Genomic DNA, 16,632 nt, shown 5'->3' on the forward strand with positions numbered 1-16,632 from the left:
GTGACGATCCGTGTCGGGGCTGCCTAATGCTTATCAGAACCACACAGCAGCTGATCGAGGCCGGCCTCACCAACAAAAACGCCGATCTCGACGCCGTCGCGGCTCGATATGCCATCGGCATCACGCCGGCCGTGGCGGCTCTGATCGACCGTGACGATCCCAACGATCCGATCGCGCGGCAGTTCGTTCCCGATGTGGCCGAACTGGCGACGACGCCAGATGAGCGGGCGGACCCGATTGGCGATCTCGCTCATTCGCCGGTGGAGGGCATTGTCCATCGTTATCCCGATCGCGTGCTGCTCAAGGCGGTGCATGTCTGCCCGGTCTATTGCCGCTTCTGCTTTCGCCGCGAAATGGTGGGACCACAGGGGCTCGGCACGCTCACCGCGCCGGAGCTGGACGCGGCCGTTGGATATATCGCCGATCATCGGGAAATCTGGGAAGTCATCCTCACGGGGGGCGATCCGCTGGTGCTGTCGCCACGGCGGCTACGCGAGATCATGGCGCGGCTGGCCGGTATCGATCACGTCAAGATCGTCCGCTTCCACACGCGGGTGCCGGTGGTGGAGCCGGAGCGGATCGACCAGGACATGGTCGAGGCGCTCAAGGCCAGTGGCAAGACCACCTACCTTGCCGTGCATGCCAACCATCCGCGCGAGTTCACGGCGGGGGCGCGCAGGGCAATAGCCCGGCTTGCGGATGGCGGGGTGGCGCTGATCAGCCAATCCGTGCTGCTCCGGGGCATCAATGACAATGTCGAGACGCTGGTCGAGCTGATGAGGGCCTTCGTCGAAAACCGGGTGAAGCCTTACTACCTGCATCACCCCGACCTCGCCCCGGGCACCAGCCACTTCCGCATCGGCATCGACGAGGGGCAGGCGCTGGTGACGGCTCTGCGCGGCCGCATCTCGGGGCTGGCTCAGCCAACCTATGTGCTCGACATACCCGGCGGGCATGGCAAGGCCGATATCGGGGCCGCCTCGATATCGGGTGGCGACGGCTGCTTCACCGTCCGGGACTGGCAGGGCGAGGAGCATCGCTACCCGCCGCAGGACCGATAGATGGCACTGGGGCGACGGCTGGGGGCAGGGCGGGTTGCCGAGGTGTTCGAGTGGGGCCCCGACGTGGTCAAGCTCTATGCGGCCGGGATCGGTCCAGAGCAGGCGCAGCGCGAGGCGGCAACGCTGGATGGGCTGCGTGATGGCCCGCTGGTGGTGCCGCGATCGCTCGGTGTCTTCGAGCTTGATGGCCGCTGGGGCCTGGTGATGAGCCGCATGCCTGGGCGTCCGCTGGCCGAACTGCTGGGCGGTAACGGACTTCCGGCGGGCGTTGCACGTTTTGCTGCGCTGCATCGCCAAATCCACCAGCAGTCCGGCGCCGGTTTGATGCCGCTCAAGCAGCGGTTGGCGGTGCGGATCGGGCGGGCGGGAGAGCTCGACGACGCCAGCCGCGTGCGGCTGCTCGACCGCCTGGATCGCCTGCCCGATGGTGACCGGCTATGCCACGGGGATTTTCACCCGTTCAACATCATGGCCGATGGTGACGGTCTCGCCATTATCGACTGGCTCGATGCGACGAGCGGGTCGCCGGCCGCGGATGTCTGCCGCAGCTACCTGCTGATGCTGCACCATGTGCCTGAGCTGGCGGAGCTCTATCTCAACGCCTACACCGAGAGCGCGACTTTCGAACGTGCGGAGGTGCTGGACTGGTTGTCCGTGCAGGCCGCCGCCCGGCTCGATGAGGGGGTACCGGACGAGGTGGAAAGGCTGCTGGAACTGGCGCGGCGATAGGCTACCTCGCGTTTGCGTGATCGGGAGGCCTCACGTAAAAGGCCGGCACCATTGATCCTCGCGAGTCTGTCTTATGAGTTTTGTGGACCTCCCCCTTCCCAACCGGTCGATCGCACTCACCGGGCGCCCGGTAGCGGCACCGGCAGCCATGCTGTTTACGATCGTCATGTTGGCTGGCCTGGCGATCGGCCTGGGCATATGGCAGGGGCCCGGCTTGTGGCGCGATCTGCAGATCAGCCAAAACCCGATGACCCTGCCCAATGGCCAGGTACTGGATGGCGAATGCAGTACCCGCCGCGGGCTGACCGATTGCGAGGCGCAACTGGTCTATGACTATGACGGCAAGAGCTATGACACCCACGTCTCGCTCGCCTTCCTCGATTTTTCGAGCGGCGACTATGAAGTCGATGTGGTGATTTCGCGCGGCAAGCCGGAGTTGGCAACGCTGAGCCTGGGGCTGGAGATGCTGTGGAACCGGCTGGCGGTGTTCGCGGTGTTCATGCTGGTGTTTGTCGGTGGTGTGGTGGCCATGCTCTGGGGCGCGTGGCAGGCCGGGCGGGCTAACCGGGCAGCCGCGACGCCAGGGCGGCTTGTTGTCGTTCCGGTCGAAGTGGCCGGGATCGACAACAAGCGCGGCGCCGGTTTCGTCAGCTATTTTGCGACCGAGAATGGCAAGCGCAAGGGCCACGTCGTGCGCACGCGCTTTGCTGCCGGGCAGGCGCCGCTGATGGCGCTCGATGCCAGGGGCAAGATGTTTGGCGTGGCGGTCAAATCCGAGCATGTGGGTTTGCCGGTGCTGCTCGATAGCGGATTGGAGCGGCTTGAACTTGATGATGCGGAACGACAGCTGGCGCTCTCGACGTTCGACGTGGAGCAGGAAGGGCGTGGTGGCCTCGCCGCCAATGTTCCAGCCAAGCCCTCGGCCGGACGCCGGGCCCTGCGCGGTCTATTGGCCGGCCTGGGCGTGCTGGTGCTGCTGATCGGGGGCCTGGTGGGCTATTGGGTCTACTATGTTACCAGCGGTGGCGATGCGTTTGAATCGCTGGGCATGGAGATCAACAACATGATGCCCGAGCCGCTCAACCTGTGGGGTTGCGAGCAGCTCGAGGCGCGGTTTGGCGGCGGAAGGGCACCCTTTGGTTGCACGGCCGACGACTATACGAGCTGGAAGACGGCGACCACCAAGACCAAGTCCTAGATCGGGGTACGGGCTCGCACCTCACCATGAGGGCTAGTGCCGACGGCATTCCGCGGAGGCGGGAACCCACTCTTTGGCATCGCCCCAAGGCAAGAATGGATTCCCGCCTGCGCAGGAATGACGTCGGGACCGGGAGGGACTACGCGATCTCCAGAGCTTGTCCCGCCGGGAAGATGCCGGACATGACGGTGAAGCCAGGGATGCGGCGGACGCGGTCGGTCCAGCGGCGCAGGGCGGGATAGTCCTGGCGCCCGATGCCGCCTTCTTCGCTCAGCATCACATAGGGGAAGCAGGCGATATCGGCCGTGGTGGGGTGGGCCGGGGAGCAGAGCCAGTCGCGGCCCTCGCGCTCGCCAAACCACAGATGCTCGTCCATCAGCCGGAAGATGCGGTGCGCGCCGGCCTGGGCTTTGGGCACGTCGAAATCGTAGAAGAAGCCCAGCGCCAAGCGGGCCGCTGACGCCGTCGAGGTGATGTCGTCGGCCACCGCGTGCCAGCGCAGCACCTCGGCAGTGACGGCCGGATCGTCGGGGAACCACAGGCCGGTCTCGTCGTATTTCCGGGCCAGGTAGGCCAGGATGGCGCCGGAATCGGACAGGACCAGATCGTCGTCCTTGAGCACCGGGAGCTGGCCGAAGGGATTGAGGCGCAGGAACCAGTCGGCCTTGTGCTGGCGGCCGGGATAGAAATCGACCGGCACGATGTCGTAGCGCAGCTTGAGGATGCTCATCAGCAGCCGCAGCTTGTAGCAGTTGCCCGAGAGTTCGAAGTCGTAGAGGGTGATCATAGGTTGGCCTCGGCTCTGGCGTCGGGCTGGCCACGTCTACCGCGCGGCACTTCCCCCTCGACGGGGGAGGTTGCGAGGGGGTGGGGTTTGGCCCCGATATCCGGGTCAAACATCCCCCACCCTTGATACCTCCCCGCAAGGGGGAGGGTGTCGACTGCTGATCCGGTGAACATCATCATCAAATATCCAGCACCAGCCGCGCGGACTTCGCCCGGCTGACACAGGTCATCATGCAGCGGTTGGAGGCCTTTTCGGAATTGTTGAGATAGACGTCCTGGTGATCGACGTCGCCTTCGATGACCGTGGTGAGGCAGGTGCCGCAGGCGCCTTGTTCGCAGGAGCTGGGGACGGTGAGGCCGGCGTCGCGCATGACTTCCATGATGGTCTTGCCTGATGGAACATGGAGCGTCATGGCCGAGCGGGCCAGCTCGACATCGAAGGCCGACGAATTGTCGATGACCTTGTCGTTCTTGAAATATTCGAAGTGGATCGCCTCTTCGGGCCAGCCCTGGGCGGCGGCGGTTTCGCGGACGGTTTCGAGCATGGGGCCGGGGCCGCAGACATAGACGTGCTGCGCCATGCTCCACTGGCCGAGGGCCGAAGCGATCGTGGCGCCGATTTCGTCGCGCGGCACGCCGGTGTGGAAGGTCACCTTGCCGTGGAGCGCTTCGAGGTCGGCGCGGAAGGCCACGGTTTCGCCGGCGCGGGTGAAGTAGTGCAGCTCATAGGGCAGGCTCGACTTGTCGAGGAAGCGAGCCATCGACAACAGCGGCGTGATGCCGATGCCGCCGGCGATGAGCACGGTGCGGGTCGCGTCGCGGCGCAGCGGGAAATTGTTGCGCGGCTCGGAAATGGAGAGCAGGTCGCCCTCGCGGACGGTTTCGACCAGGACCTTGGAGCCGCCCTTGCTGGCGCTCTCGGCCTTGACGCCGATGATGTAGCTCATCAGCTCGCCCGGGCCATTGGTGATGGAATATTGCCGCGTCATGCCGTTGGGCAGGTGGATGTCGATATGGGCGCCGGGCTGGAAGGTGGGCAGGTGGCCGGTGCGGGCGGCGAGCTCGAAGCCGATGACGCCGTCGGCGCTGGTCCATTTGCGCTTGACCACAACAGTGATGGTGTTGCCCTTGGGGATGGCAATGTCGGGCATGGTCGCCAGGTCGGCCGAGACCTTGTCGAAAGCCGGCTGCAGGGGCTCTGGCGCCGGCTTCTTGCGGGCGGCGCGCTCGAGGCGGTCGCGCAGCTTAGTCAGGGTTTCGTTGTAGTGGCGGAGCGTTGCTACCGGCTCGGCGGGTGGTTCAGCGAGCAGGCCGCGGATCACGGCGCGGCACGCATCGACCGGCTGGACGAAATAATAGGTGCCGCCGAAACGGACGGCGAGGCCGGGCAGGAGATCGGCGGGCTGGTCGTCGGGCGCCAGGCCCGCGAGAGCGGCCAGCACGTCCTCGGGCGCGGCGTTGACGGGCATGGGGCGCAGGGCGAACCAATCATGGCCTTCGGCGCCGGGGAAAGGACGAAAGGCCTGCTCGTCATTGGCCGCTGACCAGATGAGGCCATAGGCCTCGCGCACCGGATAGGTGCGGTTCTGGATGCGGCGGGCCGGCGCGTCGGCGGGGTGGGCGGGAATGTAGGTGCAGCCGGCGGAGCGGTTGGCATAGCGCCAGCCGTGATACTGGCACTTGAGTTCGCCGCCCTCATTGATGCCGATGGAGAGCCGAACGCCACGGTGGAGGCACCGGTTTTCCCAGACGTTGACATTGCCATCATCGGCCCGCCAGACGGCAAGCTCGCGACCCAGGAGCTGACCGGCATAGACGTGGCGGAAGGGCAGGTCCTCGCTGGAAGCGATGGGGTACCAGGTGGGGTCGGAAACGGAGAGGGTCATGCAGTCATCCGAGGTTCGTCAGGGATCGCGCCACGATCGGATGAGGTCGTTGTCCTGCCGCCCTGGCGTACGGGGCGACCCGATCCTGCTCTCAACTACGACGCCATCGGGATGACGCCGTAGGTGATGCCCTTCTGGCTGAGCCAACGGCGGTAGGCGATGGCGGACTTGTCGGCGCGGATGGGGGTTTCCGAGCGCGGGTCGAGGGGGAGGCGCTTGGGATACTGGTTTTCGAGGATGGGCTTGTCCTGGCCGAAAATGGTCTGCTGGAAGCGGCGCAGGTCGGTGATGGTCGAGGTCGAGTCGATCATCGACTGCAGCAGGTGAGCGCGGCAGCGCTCCTCGGTCATGGGCTGGAGGAAAATGGCGATGACGTCGCGGCGCGACTCGTCTTCGGGGCAGGACTTGTAGAGCACCGAACAGAAGGGATGGGGCACGCGGTAGACGTATTCGACTTCCATCGCCGTAGTAGCCGACTTGGCGGCGCGCGGCTGGATGAAACGGCAGCGGGTGGCGAGCACCTCGTCGCGCTCCTCGGACACTTCGACGTCGTATTCCTTGACCTCGGTATGGGGCTCGGCGCCGAGGATATCGGTGTGGACATAGGGGAAGTGGCCCATGTCGAGGAAGTTCTCGACGGCGCGCGGAGCCGAGACATGGATGCCGATGGAGCCGCAGCTCATGTTCTTGCGATCGGCCTCGGCATATTCGGGGATGGGGAAGAGATCGGCGGGCGGATTGCCAAGGCTGGTCCAGATATAGCCATAGCCGGTCGTGGCGGGGAGACGGTCGAGGATGGCCTCGGCATCGACCTCGTCGCCCTGTTCCTCGTCGGTACGGCGCCACACGACGGGATTGCCAGCGTTGTCGCGGGTCAGGGCGATGGGAGTGTCGAGCAGCAGGGTGGTCTCAACAATGCCCGGCGCGATCTCGTCGGTGGCTGCGATGACCTGCCAGAGGTCGCGGGTTGTGGGATCGATGGAGGGCATGGAACGGTCTCAACTGTTGGGTCGAGCATAGTGCGCGCGATCGGCGGTGTCATTCCCGCCAAGCGGGAATCTGGTTTGCGCGGGAATGACGAATGCCGTGGTGGCCTGTAAGGTCCGCACAGCACCGAGTCATCGTCGGTGAGCAGAAAGAGTGGATTCCCGCCTCCGCGGGAGTGACGCCGCGTTTGGGCGAGGTCTTTGAGTTATGCAGGGTAACCAGGCACAGCGGTTTCCGGTAGCAGTTCTGGAGCAGAAGGTCGCGGCGGCGCTGAGAGGGGCAGGTGCCAGCGAGGCGTCGCTGGCGGCCGCGGTGCGGGCGATGCTGCATGCTTCTCTGGTGGGGGTGGACAGCCACGGCGTGCGGTTGACAGAGCACTATTGCACCATGCTTGGCGGCGGGCGGCTCAACAAGAATCCGCAGCTGAAGGTCGATGTTCGGGGCCCTGGCAGCGCCATGGTCAATGGCGATGACGGACTGGGCCACTACGCCGCCTACAAGGCCGTGGACGTCGCGATCGAACTGGCGCTGGAGGCTGGGGTGGGTGCCGTCGGCATCGAACATTCCTCGCATCTGGGGGCGGCAGGCGCCTATGCGCTAGCCGGGGCAGAGCGGGGCTTTGTCACCTTTGCGACGACCAACACCGACTCCATGGTGGCGCTGTTCGATGGTGCCGCGCGCTTTCATGGCACCAACCCGCTGGCCTTCGCCGCGCCGGTGCCCGGCAGCAAGCCGTGGCTGCTCGATATGGCGACATCGTCGATCCCGATGAACCGGGTGTTGCTGCATCGCTCGCTGGGGCTGGAGCTTCCTGCCGGGGTGGCGGCAGACAAGGACGGTCGGGCGACCACCGATCCGCAAGCGGCCGAAATGCTGCTGCCGCTGGGCGGCGCTGAATACGGCTATAAGGGTGCAGCGCTGGCAGGAGTGGCGACGCTGTTTTCGGCCCTGCTGACGGGTACGACGCTCGATGCCGACTTCATCCCTATGTATGGCGGACCCGGAGGCGACATCTCAACGCCGCGCAACATGGGGCATTTCGTGCTGGTCATCGATCCGGACAAGTTCGCCGGACGCGACCTGTTCGGCGCTATGGTCACGCGATACCTCGCCAGCCTGCGCGGCGCGCCGGTGCGCGAGGGCGCAGAGCGGGTGATGGCGCCGGGCGATCGGGAATGGGAAGAGATGGCCCGGCGGCAGCAGGATGGAGTGCCGGTCGATCCAGATACCGCGCGCTTCCTGGGGCTCTAGCCGGCGGAGCCGGTATAGCGGATATCGGCAGGATAGATCGGGCCCTCGGCCGCAGTGAAGATGGCGCGCAGGCCCGAGACGATGGAGTCGCCCTCGGCTCGGTGCACAGCTTCGGCTGCCGGATCTTCGAACTCGGCCCAGAATTCTTGGACTTCGTAGTCTTCGCCGGCGTGGAAGGCGCGGCTCCAATCGTAGAGCCGATCCGCCAATTCGAGGGGCAGGTAGTCATCATAGATGACCCCTTCGCCGGTGTCCGCATCCCGCAACGGGTAGCCACCCCAGGAAGGGGCGAGGCGCACCCTGGCCGGCGGTGGTGGGATTTCACGCGGGGCGGGTTCGTCGTCGTTCCAGGACGATCCATTCCTGCCGCGGCCCTGCCACAGCAGGTGCCGACCGATGGTGCCGAGAAGCACAAAGCCGGTGGCCGGAATGGCGAGTGCCCAGGGGTCGTGCCACGGGTGGAGCAGGCCATAGGCGCCGGCAAGGCAGACCAGGAGGGTGGCCGCTCCAAAGAGCCAGGCCGCGTTTGTCGTCTGGCGGCGGCCCTTGCGCTCGTCATTGTCCTCGGGAGCGAAGGCGGTTTGGGCCCAAAGCAGGTAGAATGCCTGCGTCGCCGCGGCAAAGATGAAGAGTGGCACGGCCCACAGGCTGAGCACCATCAGGGCCATACCGCCCATGCCGATAGCGAGAACGCTGCTGCCCAGCAGCCAGCGCCGCTGACGATCCTTTAATGGGATGGGCTTGAGGCTTATGCCGGCAAGCATCTGGTCCATGACGTAATCCATGACCATGGAGCGCATGCCAAGCAGTCCGGCGAAGACGTAGAAAGCCCCGATCGTGCGCAGGGCGATCTCGACGGCAATCATTTCGTCTTGCCGGGAGGCGTGTAGGCGACACCTGTCGCGACCAGGCCGCCATCGACGATGTCGAGGCTGATGACGGCGCTGCCGCCGGTTCCGCAGCAGTTTGCGTCATCGGAGCGCCAGAGCGGGGTCCGGGCGACCAATCCGGAGTAGGGGTGGGAGAAATCGTATTCGACGCCCTTCCAGATTTCGAGCCCCGCCGGAAGCAGGGAGCCGACCTCATTGAGCCACTGATCCATTTCGATCTTGCTCCAGCCTTCCCGCGGCGCCGCCGCCCCGAGGTCACCCCACTGGTAGAGGCGATCGGTATTGAACGAGCCCGTGCCCTGGCTATAGCCGGGTACATGAAGAAGGCTCTCCTGGTTGAGGCGAGGCACATCGAAGAAGCCGTCAAAGCCGGAATCGAGGACAGACCAGCCGGTGCCGTCGTGCTGGAACAGCACGAAGCCGCCGATGATGCCGTCGGTAGGCGTCGAGCCCAGTTGGGTCTGCCAGGCGAGGAACGGGGCGCCGTCCCGGTCGTCGAAATTGGCCGTGTTGAGGTAGCCGGCGCTGAAGACCTTGCAGTCATCCAGGGGCGTTTCCAGGCATGAGGTGGCCATGTCGGAGAGATCAACTGACTGGGCAGCCCTGAGATCGGCCGGCAGGAGCAGGAGAACGGCGATGCCGAGGGCAGTCAGGATGGGAAGGGCAGGGGTCAGCTTCATCGGAGTCTCCATGGCGCCCGAGATAGACCGGGACGTGCGGCCAGTCAGCCCCGGTTTGAGGGTGTATTTGAAGACAAGGCCACTGAACGACCTTGGACGGCACTTGCCGGCGGCCGAGCAAAGTGGTCAGGCCAGACCGCGCCTGACGGCTTCTCGCGTGGCTTCGGCCCGGCTGGTGATGCAGAGCTTCTGATAGATGACCTTGACGTAGGACGCGACGGTCTGCGGCTGCAGGCCCAGGCGCGTCGCGGTTTCCGAGACAGTGAGGCCGCGGGCGAGCAGGGTCAGCACTTCGGTCTCGCGCGGGCTGAGGCCCGCTTCGTCCTTGACCACGGTCGGGGCGCGGAAGTGGCTCAGCATACGGTGCGCGATGGATGGCGACAGCGGCGGCTCGCCGCGCTCGATCCGGCGCAGATAGCTGACGAGAAGATCGGCCTCCTCGTCCTTGAGCACGTAACCGCGTGCACCTGCGGCGATCGCTTCGAACAGGTGCGCATCGTCATCGTAGATGGTGGCGACGACCGGAAGTACATCGGGATTCTCCCGTTGCAGGCGTCGAACGATATCGACCCCCGAACCATCGGGCAGGCCGATATCGACAATGGCGAGCCACAGCCCTGCGCCGTGCCGATCCAGCCACGCATGGGCGGCCTTCAGCGTGCCCACGGTTTCGATGCGCAAATCGGGAAAAGCGGCGGCCAGGACGCCCAGCATCCAGTCACGGGTGCGAGGCTGATCCTCGATCAGCAGGCAGAGACGGGGCGGCATTGCATCAGCGGTCATGCCGGTGAGTTAAGCGGAAGCGCGTTATCAGGCACCCCCGGTTCCGGGGTGCGGGCGGTGAGAACCAGCGGAATATGAAGCGTGATGCTGGTGCCCGCCGGTTCAGAGGCCAGGGTCAGGCGGCCACCGATATCCTCGATGCGGTGGCGCAGGTTGCGCAGGCCAAAGCCGGCAGTCTCGCCAGCCAGGGCTTCTGCCGGCATGCCGCGGCCATCGTCGGCGAAGCGCAATGCCAGGTGGCCGGGCGACAGGGTGGGCGTCACCGTGAAATGGCTGGCGCCGGAATGCCGGATGGCGTTGGAGACGATTTCGCGCACGGCCGAGGTCAACGCCTTATGCAGGCGATAATCGAGTTGGATCGCATCGATTTCGGTATCAGGAAGCGGCCAGTTGAGCGCGATGCCGGCCGCTTCTAGCCGCCGGGCTGCCTCGTGGCGGGTTTCGGCGAGCACACGATCAAGGCTCGCTTCGTCACCCGCCAGTCCGCTGACAATGGCCCTGATATCGCTGAGCGCGGCCTGTAGGGTGGGACGAGTGGTTTCGTCGGCGGTGTGCAGGCCCGTCAGCAGGCGGGCGCCGACATCGTCGTGCAGGTCGCGCGCCATGCGACGGCGCTCCTCGCCTACGCCGCGCATGTAGGCCTCGCGACCTTCTTCGGCACGGATGGTGAGCGAGACGAGGTTTTCCGCGAGCTTCACATGGGCCGGCGAGAACAGGCCGCGGCCGGCAAAGGGGTAGGCCAGGCGCAATGGGGGAGCGCCAGCGACGGCCGGAAGCAGCATGGATATGCCGTCATCGGAGACGGTTGGCCGGGGGCCGGCGTCAGCGACATCCTCGACTTCCAGCGGGTCGAACAACCGAGCCAGCAAGGCGCGCCATTGCTGCGCGCCAGCAATGCGGGACGGCGCAAAGGCAATGTCGAGCGCAGACCCGAAAAGCTCATCCTGGCCGACACGACGACGGGCCGTGACACGATCCCAGACCCAGTCGCGCGCGGGGAGGTAGACGAAGCCGACAAACAGCAGCGAGACCCCGAAAGCCGGTGCGGCTTCAACGTTGAGGAGGTAGATGAGCCCGGCATCGACGGCCAACAGCAGCAAGGCGCCTAGCGTGTAGAACAGGATACGGTAGGACCAGTCGCCCAGCTCGAACAGCCGATAACGGCTGACGCCCAGGGCCAGGCCGACATAGACGATGACGAGGACGCCGGTGACGTGGCTTTGCGGAATGCCTGCGGGGGTATCGAACAGCACCGGCGCGGCGCCGAGTAAGGTGAAGGCCCCGCAGCCTGCCAGGATGGAAAGTCCCAGCCAGCCCAATGCGGCGCGGTCCGAAGGGCTGCGGCGGGTGCGCCACCATTGCAGGCCGACACAGCCGATGATGCCCAGCATGGCAAGGGCGACGAAGATATAGAGCTGCGACGGTCCCAGGCCGCCATGGGCTAGATCGAGGGCCATGTAGAGGACGATGGCGAGGGGAATGGCCAGGAACCAGCGCGGATGCACCAATTGGCGGGGATAGCTCAGCAGCAGGGCGACCATGGCCAGGCCGAACAGCAATACGCCGACGTGGTTTATGGCAACCATGACGGCAAAGGCCGTGCCGTCGATAGCCAGTTCGCGATTGGCATAGAGCGCGGAAGTTGCGGTGGCCATGAGCAGGCCAATGGCCGTCAGCATGAACATGATGGGCCCCGGACTGCGCGGTCGCAAGGCCCATACCCAGCCCGCTATCAACGTGCCGGCGACGCCGGTCAGCAACTGCACCCAGAAGCCGTCGGGCAGGCGCCACAGGGGCGAGCCCTCGGGGTGGGCGACAACCGTGGTGAAGGTGTTGAGCGGACCGCGCAATCGCAGGGTGACATTGTCCTGAGCCAGCTGCTCGAAGAGCGCCGTCTGTCGCGCGAGGAAGACTTCATACTGCGCGTAGGTCTCGAGGCTGTCGGGCTCGGGAATGAGGTCCTGCGGCGTCACCTCGATGTCGCCGACCGCCAGCAGTTCCGAAAAGCGCTCGACGGGCGCATGCAGGCGCGACGATGGATCGGTGCGCAGGACATAGACGCCCTGCCCATCGATGCCGGAAACCAGGGTGAGGCCCAGGCGGGGCATGACGGTCGCCACCGCAATCACCACCACCACGACAACCACGCAGAGCAGCGTGACCGTCGCGAGAAGCAGATTGGGTGTGGCGGAACTGGGCTTCATGACCGCATGAAACGGCGTAAAGCCCTGTGGCGCAAGACTATAGTGAATATAGTCTTAATGTTCCCGGTGGATATCGAAGGCACCGATGGCTTGCGTGGTCGCCATCAACTGGATCTTGTTGATGTTGACATGGGCGGGCAAAGTCGTTGCCCAGTAAATTGACTCCGCAATGTCGTCGGCCGTCATCGCCTTGGTGCCCTGGTAGGGCTTGGCTGCCTTGGCATCGTCGCCCTTGAAGCGCACCAGCGAGAATTCGGTCTCGGTGAGGCCCGGCTCGATATCGGTGACGCGGACGTTCTTGCCTTGCAGGTCCGAGCGGATCGCCAGGGCGAAATGCTTCACGAAGGCCTTGGTGGCGGCATAGACCGAGCCGCCGGGATAGGCATATTCACCCGCCACCGACCCCAGGGTGACGACGTGACCGCCGCCGCGGGCGATGAGCCCGGGCAGCAGCAGGCGGACGGTATAGACCAGGCCCGAGACATTGGTGTCGATCATGGTCTGCCAGTCGTCCAGATCGGTCTCTGCCGCCGGCTGCAGCCCGAGGGCGAGACCGGCATTGGCGAGGACGATGTTGATCTGGTCAAAGGGCGCGGGAATGGCGGCGATGGCCTTTTCCATGGCGGCACGGTCACGCACGTCGAGTTCGATGATGTGGCAGTTTTCCGCGCCCAGCTCGGCCTGCAGTTCGACCAGCCGATCCCGGCGGCGGCCGGTCGCGATCACCTTGCCGCCGGCGGCGACATAGCGCCGGGCAGCGGCGGCGCCGAAGCCGGACGTGGCGCCGGTGATGAAAACGACGAAGCGGCTGGGGTCGAGCAGCTGGTACATGGGAACGTCCTGAAGTCGGAAGGGGAGGCCGGCAAAGTGGCCCGGACGGGGTGGCGCGGTCAACGGGGTCGGATCTCGCTGGGACGTTTCCAACCTTACCAAGTGCTAACGTGAACTTGGCGGCCAGACGTATTATCCTGCGGCGAAATGATTTTTTGCGGGAATCGGCTGTTTGAAGAGCTTGGCTAAGTGGTTGGTGGTCTTGTTGGTGCTCGGGGGCGCCGGCTTTGGGGCGTGGTGGTATTTCCTGGCCGCGCCACAGGCTGCAACCGTGCCCAATACCGTCGTAGTCGGTCGGGCCGACATCGAGCGCACCGTCCTGGCATCCGGCGTGCTGGAGGCGAATTCGCTGGTGAGCGTGGGTGCCGAGGTCAGCGGGCGGATCGAGGCGGTGCATGTCGTCCTGGGTCAGGACGTCAGGAAGGGCGACCTGATCGTCGAGCTTGATAGCCTCGACCAGGAAAACGCGGTCAAGACGGCGCAGGCTGTGCTGGCGGGGATCGAGGCGCAAAAGCGCAGCCAGGAGGCCACGCTCGCCAAGGCCGAAGCTGCGCTGGCGCGCAACCAGCAGCTGAGTGCCAATAGCCTGGTGTCGCAGACCGATCTCGAAACGGCGCAAGCGGCGGTGGATTCGGCGCAGGCACAGATCGACCAGCTCGATGCGCAGATTGCCCAGTCCGAACTCAGCGTGGAATCGGCGGAGCTCAACCTGGCGCGCACCAAGATCGTGGCGCCCAATGACGGCACCATCGTTGCGCTCTTGGTCGACGAGGGGCAGACGGTCAACGCCAACTCGACCATCCCGACGATCGTCAAGATCGCCGACCTCGATACGATGGTGATCAAGGCCGAGATATCGGAGGCCGACGTGGTGCGCGTGCAGGCGGGCCAGCGGGTCTATTTCACCATTCTGGGCGAGCCTGACGTCAAGATCGACGCAACGTTGCGCGAGGTGGAGCCGGCGCCGACTTCGATCAGCGCGGATACGGCCTCCAGCGACACGGCGGTTTACTACAACGGGCTGTTCGACGTGCCCAATCCCGACCACAAGCTGCGCATTTCCATGACGGCGCAGGTGACCATCGTGCTCGATGAGGTCAAGGACGCGCTGGTGCTGTCGTCGGGCCTGGTGTCGCGCAAGGATCCGCAGGGCAATGTCGTGGTTCCGGTCTATGATCCGGCCACCGAGACTATCGCGCCGCGCCGGATCGAGGTGGGGCTCAACAACAATGTCATGGCCGAGATCAAGAGTGGCCTCAACGAAGGCGAACAGGTGGTCAGCGGCGGCACGGCTATTGTCCGTCCGGCTGGTGCCCAGCAGGGCGGCGGTTTCCGTACACCCGGCGGCGGCATGATGATGATGGGCGGGCCGCGCGGTGGCGGCTGACACCATGAGTGATCCCATCATTTCGCTGCGTGGGCTGACGCGGCGCTTCCAGACCGGCGCGGAGGCCGTAACCGTGCTCCGCGATGTCGATCTGGATATTCATCGCGGCGAGTTGGTGGCCATTATCGGCCAGTCCGGTTCGGGCAAGTCGACGCTGATGAATATCCTGGGGTGCCTGGATCGGGCGAGTGCGGGCAGCTACAAGTTTGCCGGCCGCGATATCGGCAAGCTGGGGCCCGACGCGCTGGCGGAATTGCGGCGCGAGCATTTCGGCTTCATCTTCCAGCGCTACCAGTTGCTGCCCGATCTCGACGCGGTCGAGAATGTGGAAATGCCGGCTATCTATGCCGGCGTCGATGGCGGCGCACGCCGGCGGCGGGCGATCGACCTGCTGACCCGGCTCGGATTGGGCGAGCGGCTCAGCCATCGGCCCAATGCGCTGTCCGGCGGCCAGCAGCAGCGCGTCAGCGTGGCGCGGGCGCTGATGAATGGCGGCGAGGTGATCCTGGCCGACGAGCCGACCGGGGCGTTGGACAGCAAGAGCGGCAAGGACCTGATGGGCCTGTTGGGCGAGCTGCATCGCGACGGACACACCATCATCATCGTGACGCATGACCCCCTCATCGCTGCACAGGCGGAGCGGGTGATCGAGATTTCCGACGGCGTGATCATCGGCGACCGGCGGACGGGCGAGGATACGCGGGTCGACCAGCGCAAGGAGCCCATTCGCCGCATTGCCCGCTGGCGTGAAGGGCTTGATCGGGGCATGGAAGCCCTGCGCATGGCGCTGCGGGCCATGGTGGCGCACAAGCTGCGCACCTTCCTCACCATGCTGGGCATCATCATCGGCATCGCCTCGGTGGTATCAGTGGTGGCGCTGGGCCAAGGCAGCCAGGAAACGGTGCTGGAAAATATCGCCTCGATCGGCACCAATACGATCAACGTCTATCCAGGCAGCGGCTTTGGCGACCGGCGCAGCAATCGAATCCAGACGCTGCTGCCCTCCGACGCCGAGGCCATTGCCAGCCAGCCCTATGCCGACAGCGTGTCGCCACAGGTCAGCTCCAACGCCACGGTGCTGTTCCGCAATACTTCGTCCAACGCCTCGGTGACCGGGGTGGGCGAGGCGTATTTCCAGGTCAATGGCCGTACCTTTGCGGCCGGCGTCGGCTTCAACCAGGCGAGCATCACCCAGCGGACGCAGGAGGCGGTGATCGACGCCAATGCGCGGGATGCCTTCTTCATCAATGGCGAAGACCCGATCGGGCAGGTCATCCTGCTCGGGCGGGTACCGGTGCGCGTGATCGGGGTGGTGGAGAATGTCACCGGCTTCGGGCCAGGCGGCAACAGCGCCAATGTCTATGTGCCCTATACGACGGCGATGGACCGCATCCTGGGACAGTCCTTTCTCAATTCGATCGCCGTGCGGGTGAGCGACGATGCCGACATGGACGAGGCCGAGGCCGAGATAACCGACCTGCTGACCCGGCTACACGACGGCAAGACGGATTTCTTTCTCCAGAACACGGCCACCATCCGCGACACGATCGAATCGACGGCTGCGACCCTGACGCTGCTGATATCGACCATCGCCGTCATCTCGCTGGTGGTGGGTGGCATCGGGGTGATGAACATCATGCTGGTAAGCGTGTCCGAGCGCACCAAGGAGATCGGCATCCGCATGGCGGTAGGAGCGCGACGCGGCGATATTCTCAGGCAGTTCCTGATCGAAGCGGTGCTCGTCTGCTTTGTCGGCGGCGCGGCGGGCGTGGCTTTGAGCTTTGGGCTGGGGAGCCTGCTGACGAGCCTGGTCGCAGGGGCGCGGGTCACCTATTCGGCGGAGTCGATCATGTTGGCCATCGCATCGGCGAGCCTGATCGGCGTGATCTTCGGCTTCATGCCGGCGCGCTCGGCGGCACGAATGGACCCGGTCGAGGCGCTGGCGCGGGAGTAGGGCTA

Annotated in this window: 14 protein-coding genes; 6 read left to right on the forward strand and 8 right to left on the reverse strand. The window is 65.3% G+C overall.

Translation table 11 applies throughout. The features are described from left to right. The first annotated feature begins 26 nt into the window (after positions 1-26). The 3 genes from JI749_RS06710 (at position 27) to JI749_RS06720 (ending at position 2,988) form a co-directional block, all read left to right on the forward strand. Positions 27-1,061, forward strand: coding sequence for a lysine-2,3-aminomutase-like protein (locus JI749_RS06710; RefSeq protein WP_201661188.1), 1,035 nt, complete (start codon positions 27-29; stop codon positions 1,059-1,061). Further along, positions 1,062-1,790, forward strand: coding sequence for a phosphotransferase family protein (locus JI749_RS06715; protein ID WP_201661191.1), 729 nt, complete (start codon positions 1,062-1,064; stop codon positions 1,788-1,790). It begins immediately after the preceding gene. A gap of 73 nt (positions 1,791-1,863) precedes the next feature. After that, the gene (locus tag JI749_RS06720) at positions 1,864-2,988 is read left to right on the forward strand and encodes a hypothetical protein (RefSeq protein ID WP_201661194.1); all 1,125 of its coding nucleotides are present in this window, start codon (positions 1,864-1,866) and stop codon (positions 2,986-2,988) included. Between the two features lie 139 nt (positions 2,989-3,127). Here the strand turns inward: JI749_RS06720 and JI749_RS06725 are convergent, their stop codons facing one another. The 3 genes from JI749_RS06725 to JI749_RS06735 all read right to left on the reverse strand — a co-directional run bounded on the left by JI749_RS06725 (position 3,128) and on the right by JI749_RS06735 (position 6,649). Further along, a complete protein-coding gene (locus JI749_RS06725; protein ID WP_201661197.1) occupies positions 3,128-3,775 on the reverse strand; it encodes a glutathione S-transferase family protein in 648 nt (215 codons plus the stop codon). Positions 3,776-3,953: 178 nt separating this feature from the next. Continuing rightward, a complete protein-coding gene (locus JI749_RS06730; protein WP_201661215.1) occupies positions 3,954-5,660 on the reverse strand; it encodes a Rieske 2Fe-2S domain-containing protein in 1,707 nt (568 codons plus the stop codon). Between the two features lie 95 nt (positions 5,661-5,755). Next, positions 5,756-6,649 carry an aromatic ring-hydroxylating oxygenase subunit alpha gene (locus JI749_RS06735; protein WP_201661218.1) on the reverse strand — a complete coding sequence of 298 codons (894 nt, stop codon included), beginning with the start codon at positions 6,647-6,649 and terminating at the stop codon, positions 5,756-5,758. A 205-nt stretch (positions 6,650-6,854) separates the two neighbouring features. On the opposite strand from JI749_RS06735, the gene JI749_RS06740 reads away from it, so the two are divergent. Further along, the gene (locus tag JI749_RS06740; protein WP_201661221.1) at positions 6,855-7,898 is read left to right on the forward strand and encodes an Ldh family oxidoreductase; all 1,044 of its coding nucleotides are present in this window, start codon (positions 6,855-6,857) and stop codon (positions 7,896-7,898) included. On the opposite strand, the gene JI749_RS06745 is transcribed toward JI749_RS06740, so the two are convergent. The 5 genes from JI749_RS06745 to JI749_RS06765 all read right to left on the reverse strand — a co-directional run bounded on the left by JI749_RS06745 (position 7,895) and on the right by JI749_RS06765 (position 13,286). Continuing rightward, positions 7,895-8,764, reverse strand: a complete 870-nt coding sequence (locus tag JI749_RS06745) for a hypothetical protein (RefSeq protein ID WP_201661224.1) — start codon at positions 8,762-8,764, stop codon at positions 7,895-7,897. The two genes, JI749_RS06740 and JI749_RS06745, sit on opposite strands and share 4 nt — an antisense overlap. After that, entirely contained in the window at positions 8,761-9,468 is a 708-nt protein-coding gene (locus JI749_RS06750; RefSeq protein ID WP_201661227.1) for a hypothetical protein, read from the reverse strand. Before JI749_RS06750 ends, JI749_RS06745 begins: the two co-directional genes overlap by 4 nt. 126 nt (positions 9,469-9,594) lie before the next feature. Then, a complete protein-coding gene (locus JI749_RS06755) occupies positions 9,595-10,251 on the reverse strand; it encodes a LuxR C-terminal-related transcriptional regulator (RefSeq protein WP_201661230.1) in 657 nt (218 codons plus the stop codon). Continuing rightward, positions 10,248-12,455 (reverse strand): sensor histidine kinase, encoded by a 2,208-nt coding sequence (locus JI749_RS06760; RefSeq protein WP_201661233.1) that lies wholly within the window; start codon positions 12,453-12,455, stop codon positions 10,248-10,250. Before JI749_RS06760 ends, JI749_RS06755 begins: the two co-directional genes overlap by 4 nt. Positions 12,456-12,509: 54 nt before the next feature. Further along, a complete protein-coding gene (locus tag JI749_RS06765) occupies positions 12,510-13,286 on the reverse strand; it encodes an SDR family NAD(P)-dependent oxidoreductase (RefSeq protein WP_201661236.1) in 777 nt (258 codons plus the stop codon). Between the two features lie 181 nt (positions 13,287-13,467). Here JI749_RS06765 and JI749_RS06770 point away from each other — a divergent pair, with 181 nt between their 5' ends. Further along, positions 13,468-14,673, forward strand: a complete 1,206-nt coding sequence (locus JI749_RS06770; RefSeq protein WP_201661239.1) for an efflux RND transporter periplasmic adaptor subunit — start codon at positions 13,468-13,470, stop codon at positions 14,671-14,673. A 4-nt stretch (positions 14,674-14,677) separates the two neighbouring features. Next, positions 14,678-16,627, forward strand: a complete 1,950-nt coding sequence (locus JI749_RS06775; RefSeq protein ID WP_201661242.1) for a MacB family efflux pump subunit — start codon at positions 14,678-14,680, stop codon at positions 16,625-16,627. The last annotated feature ends 5 nt before the right edge of the window (positions 16,628-16,632 follow it).

Origin of the sequence: Devosia oryziradicis, from assembly GCF_016698645.1 — a bacterium.
Classification (GTDB): Bacteria; Pseudomonadota; Alphaproteobacteria; order Rhizobiales; family Devosiaceae; genus Devosia; species Devosia oryziradicis.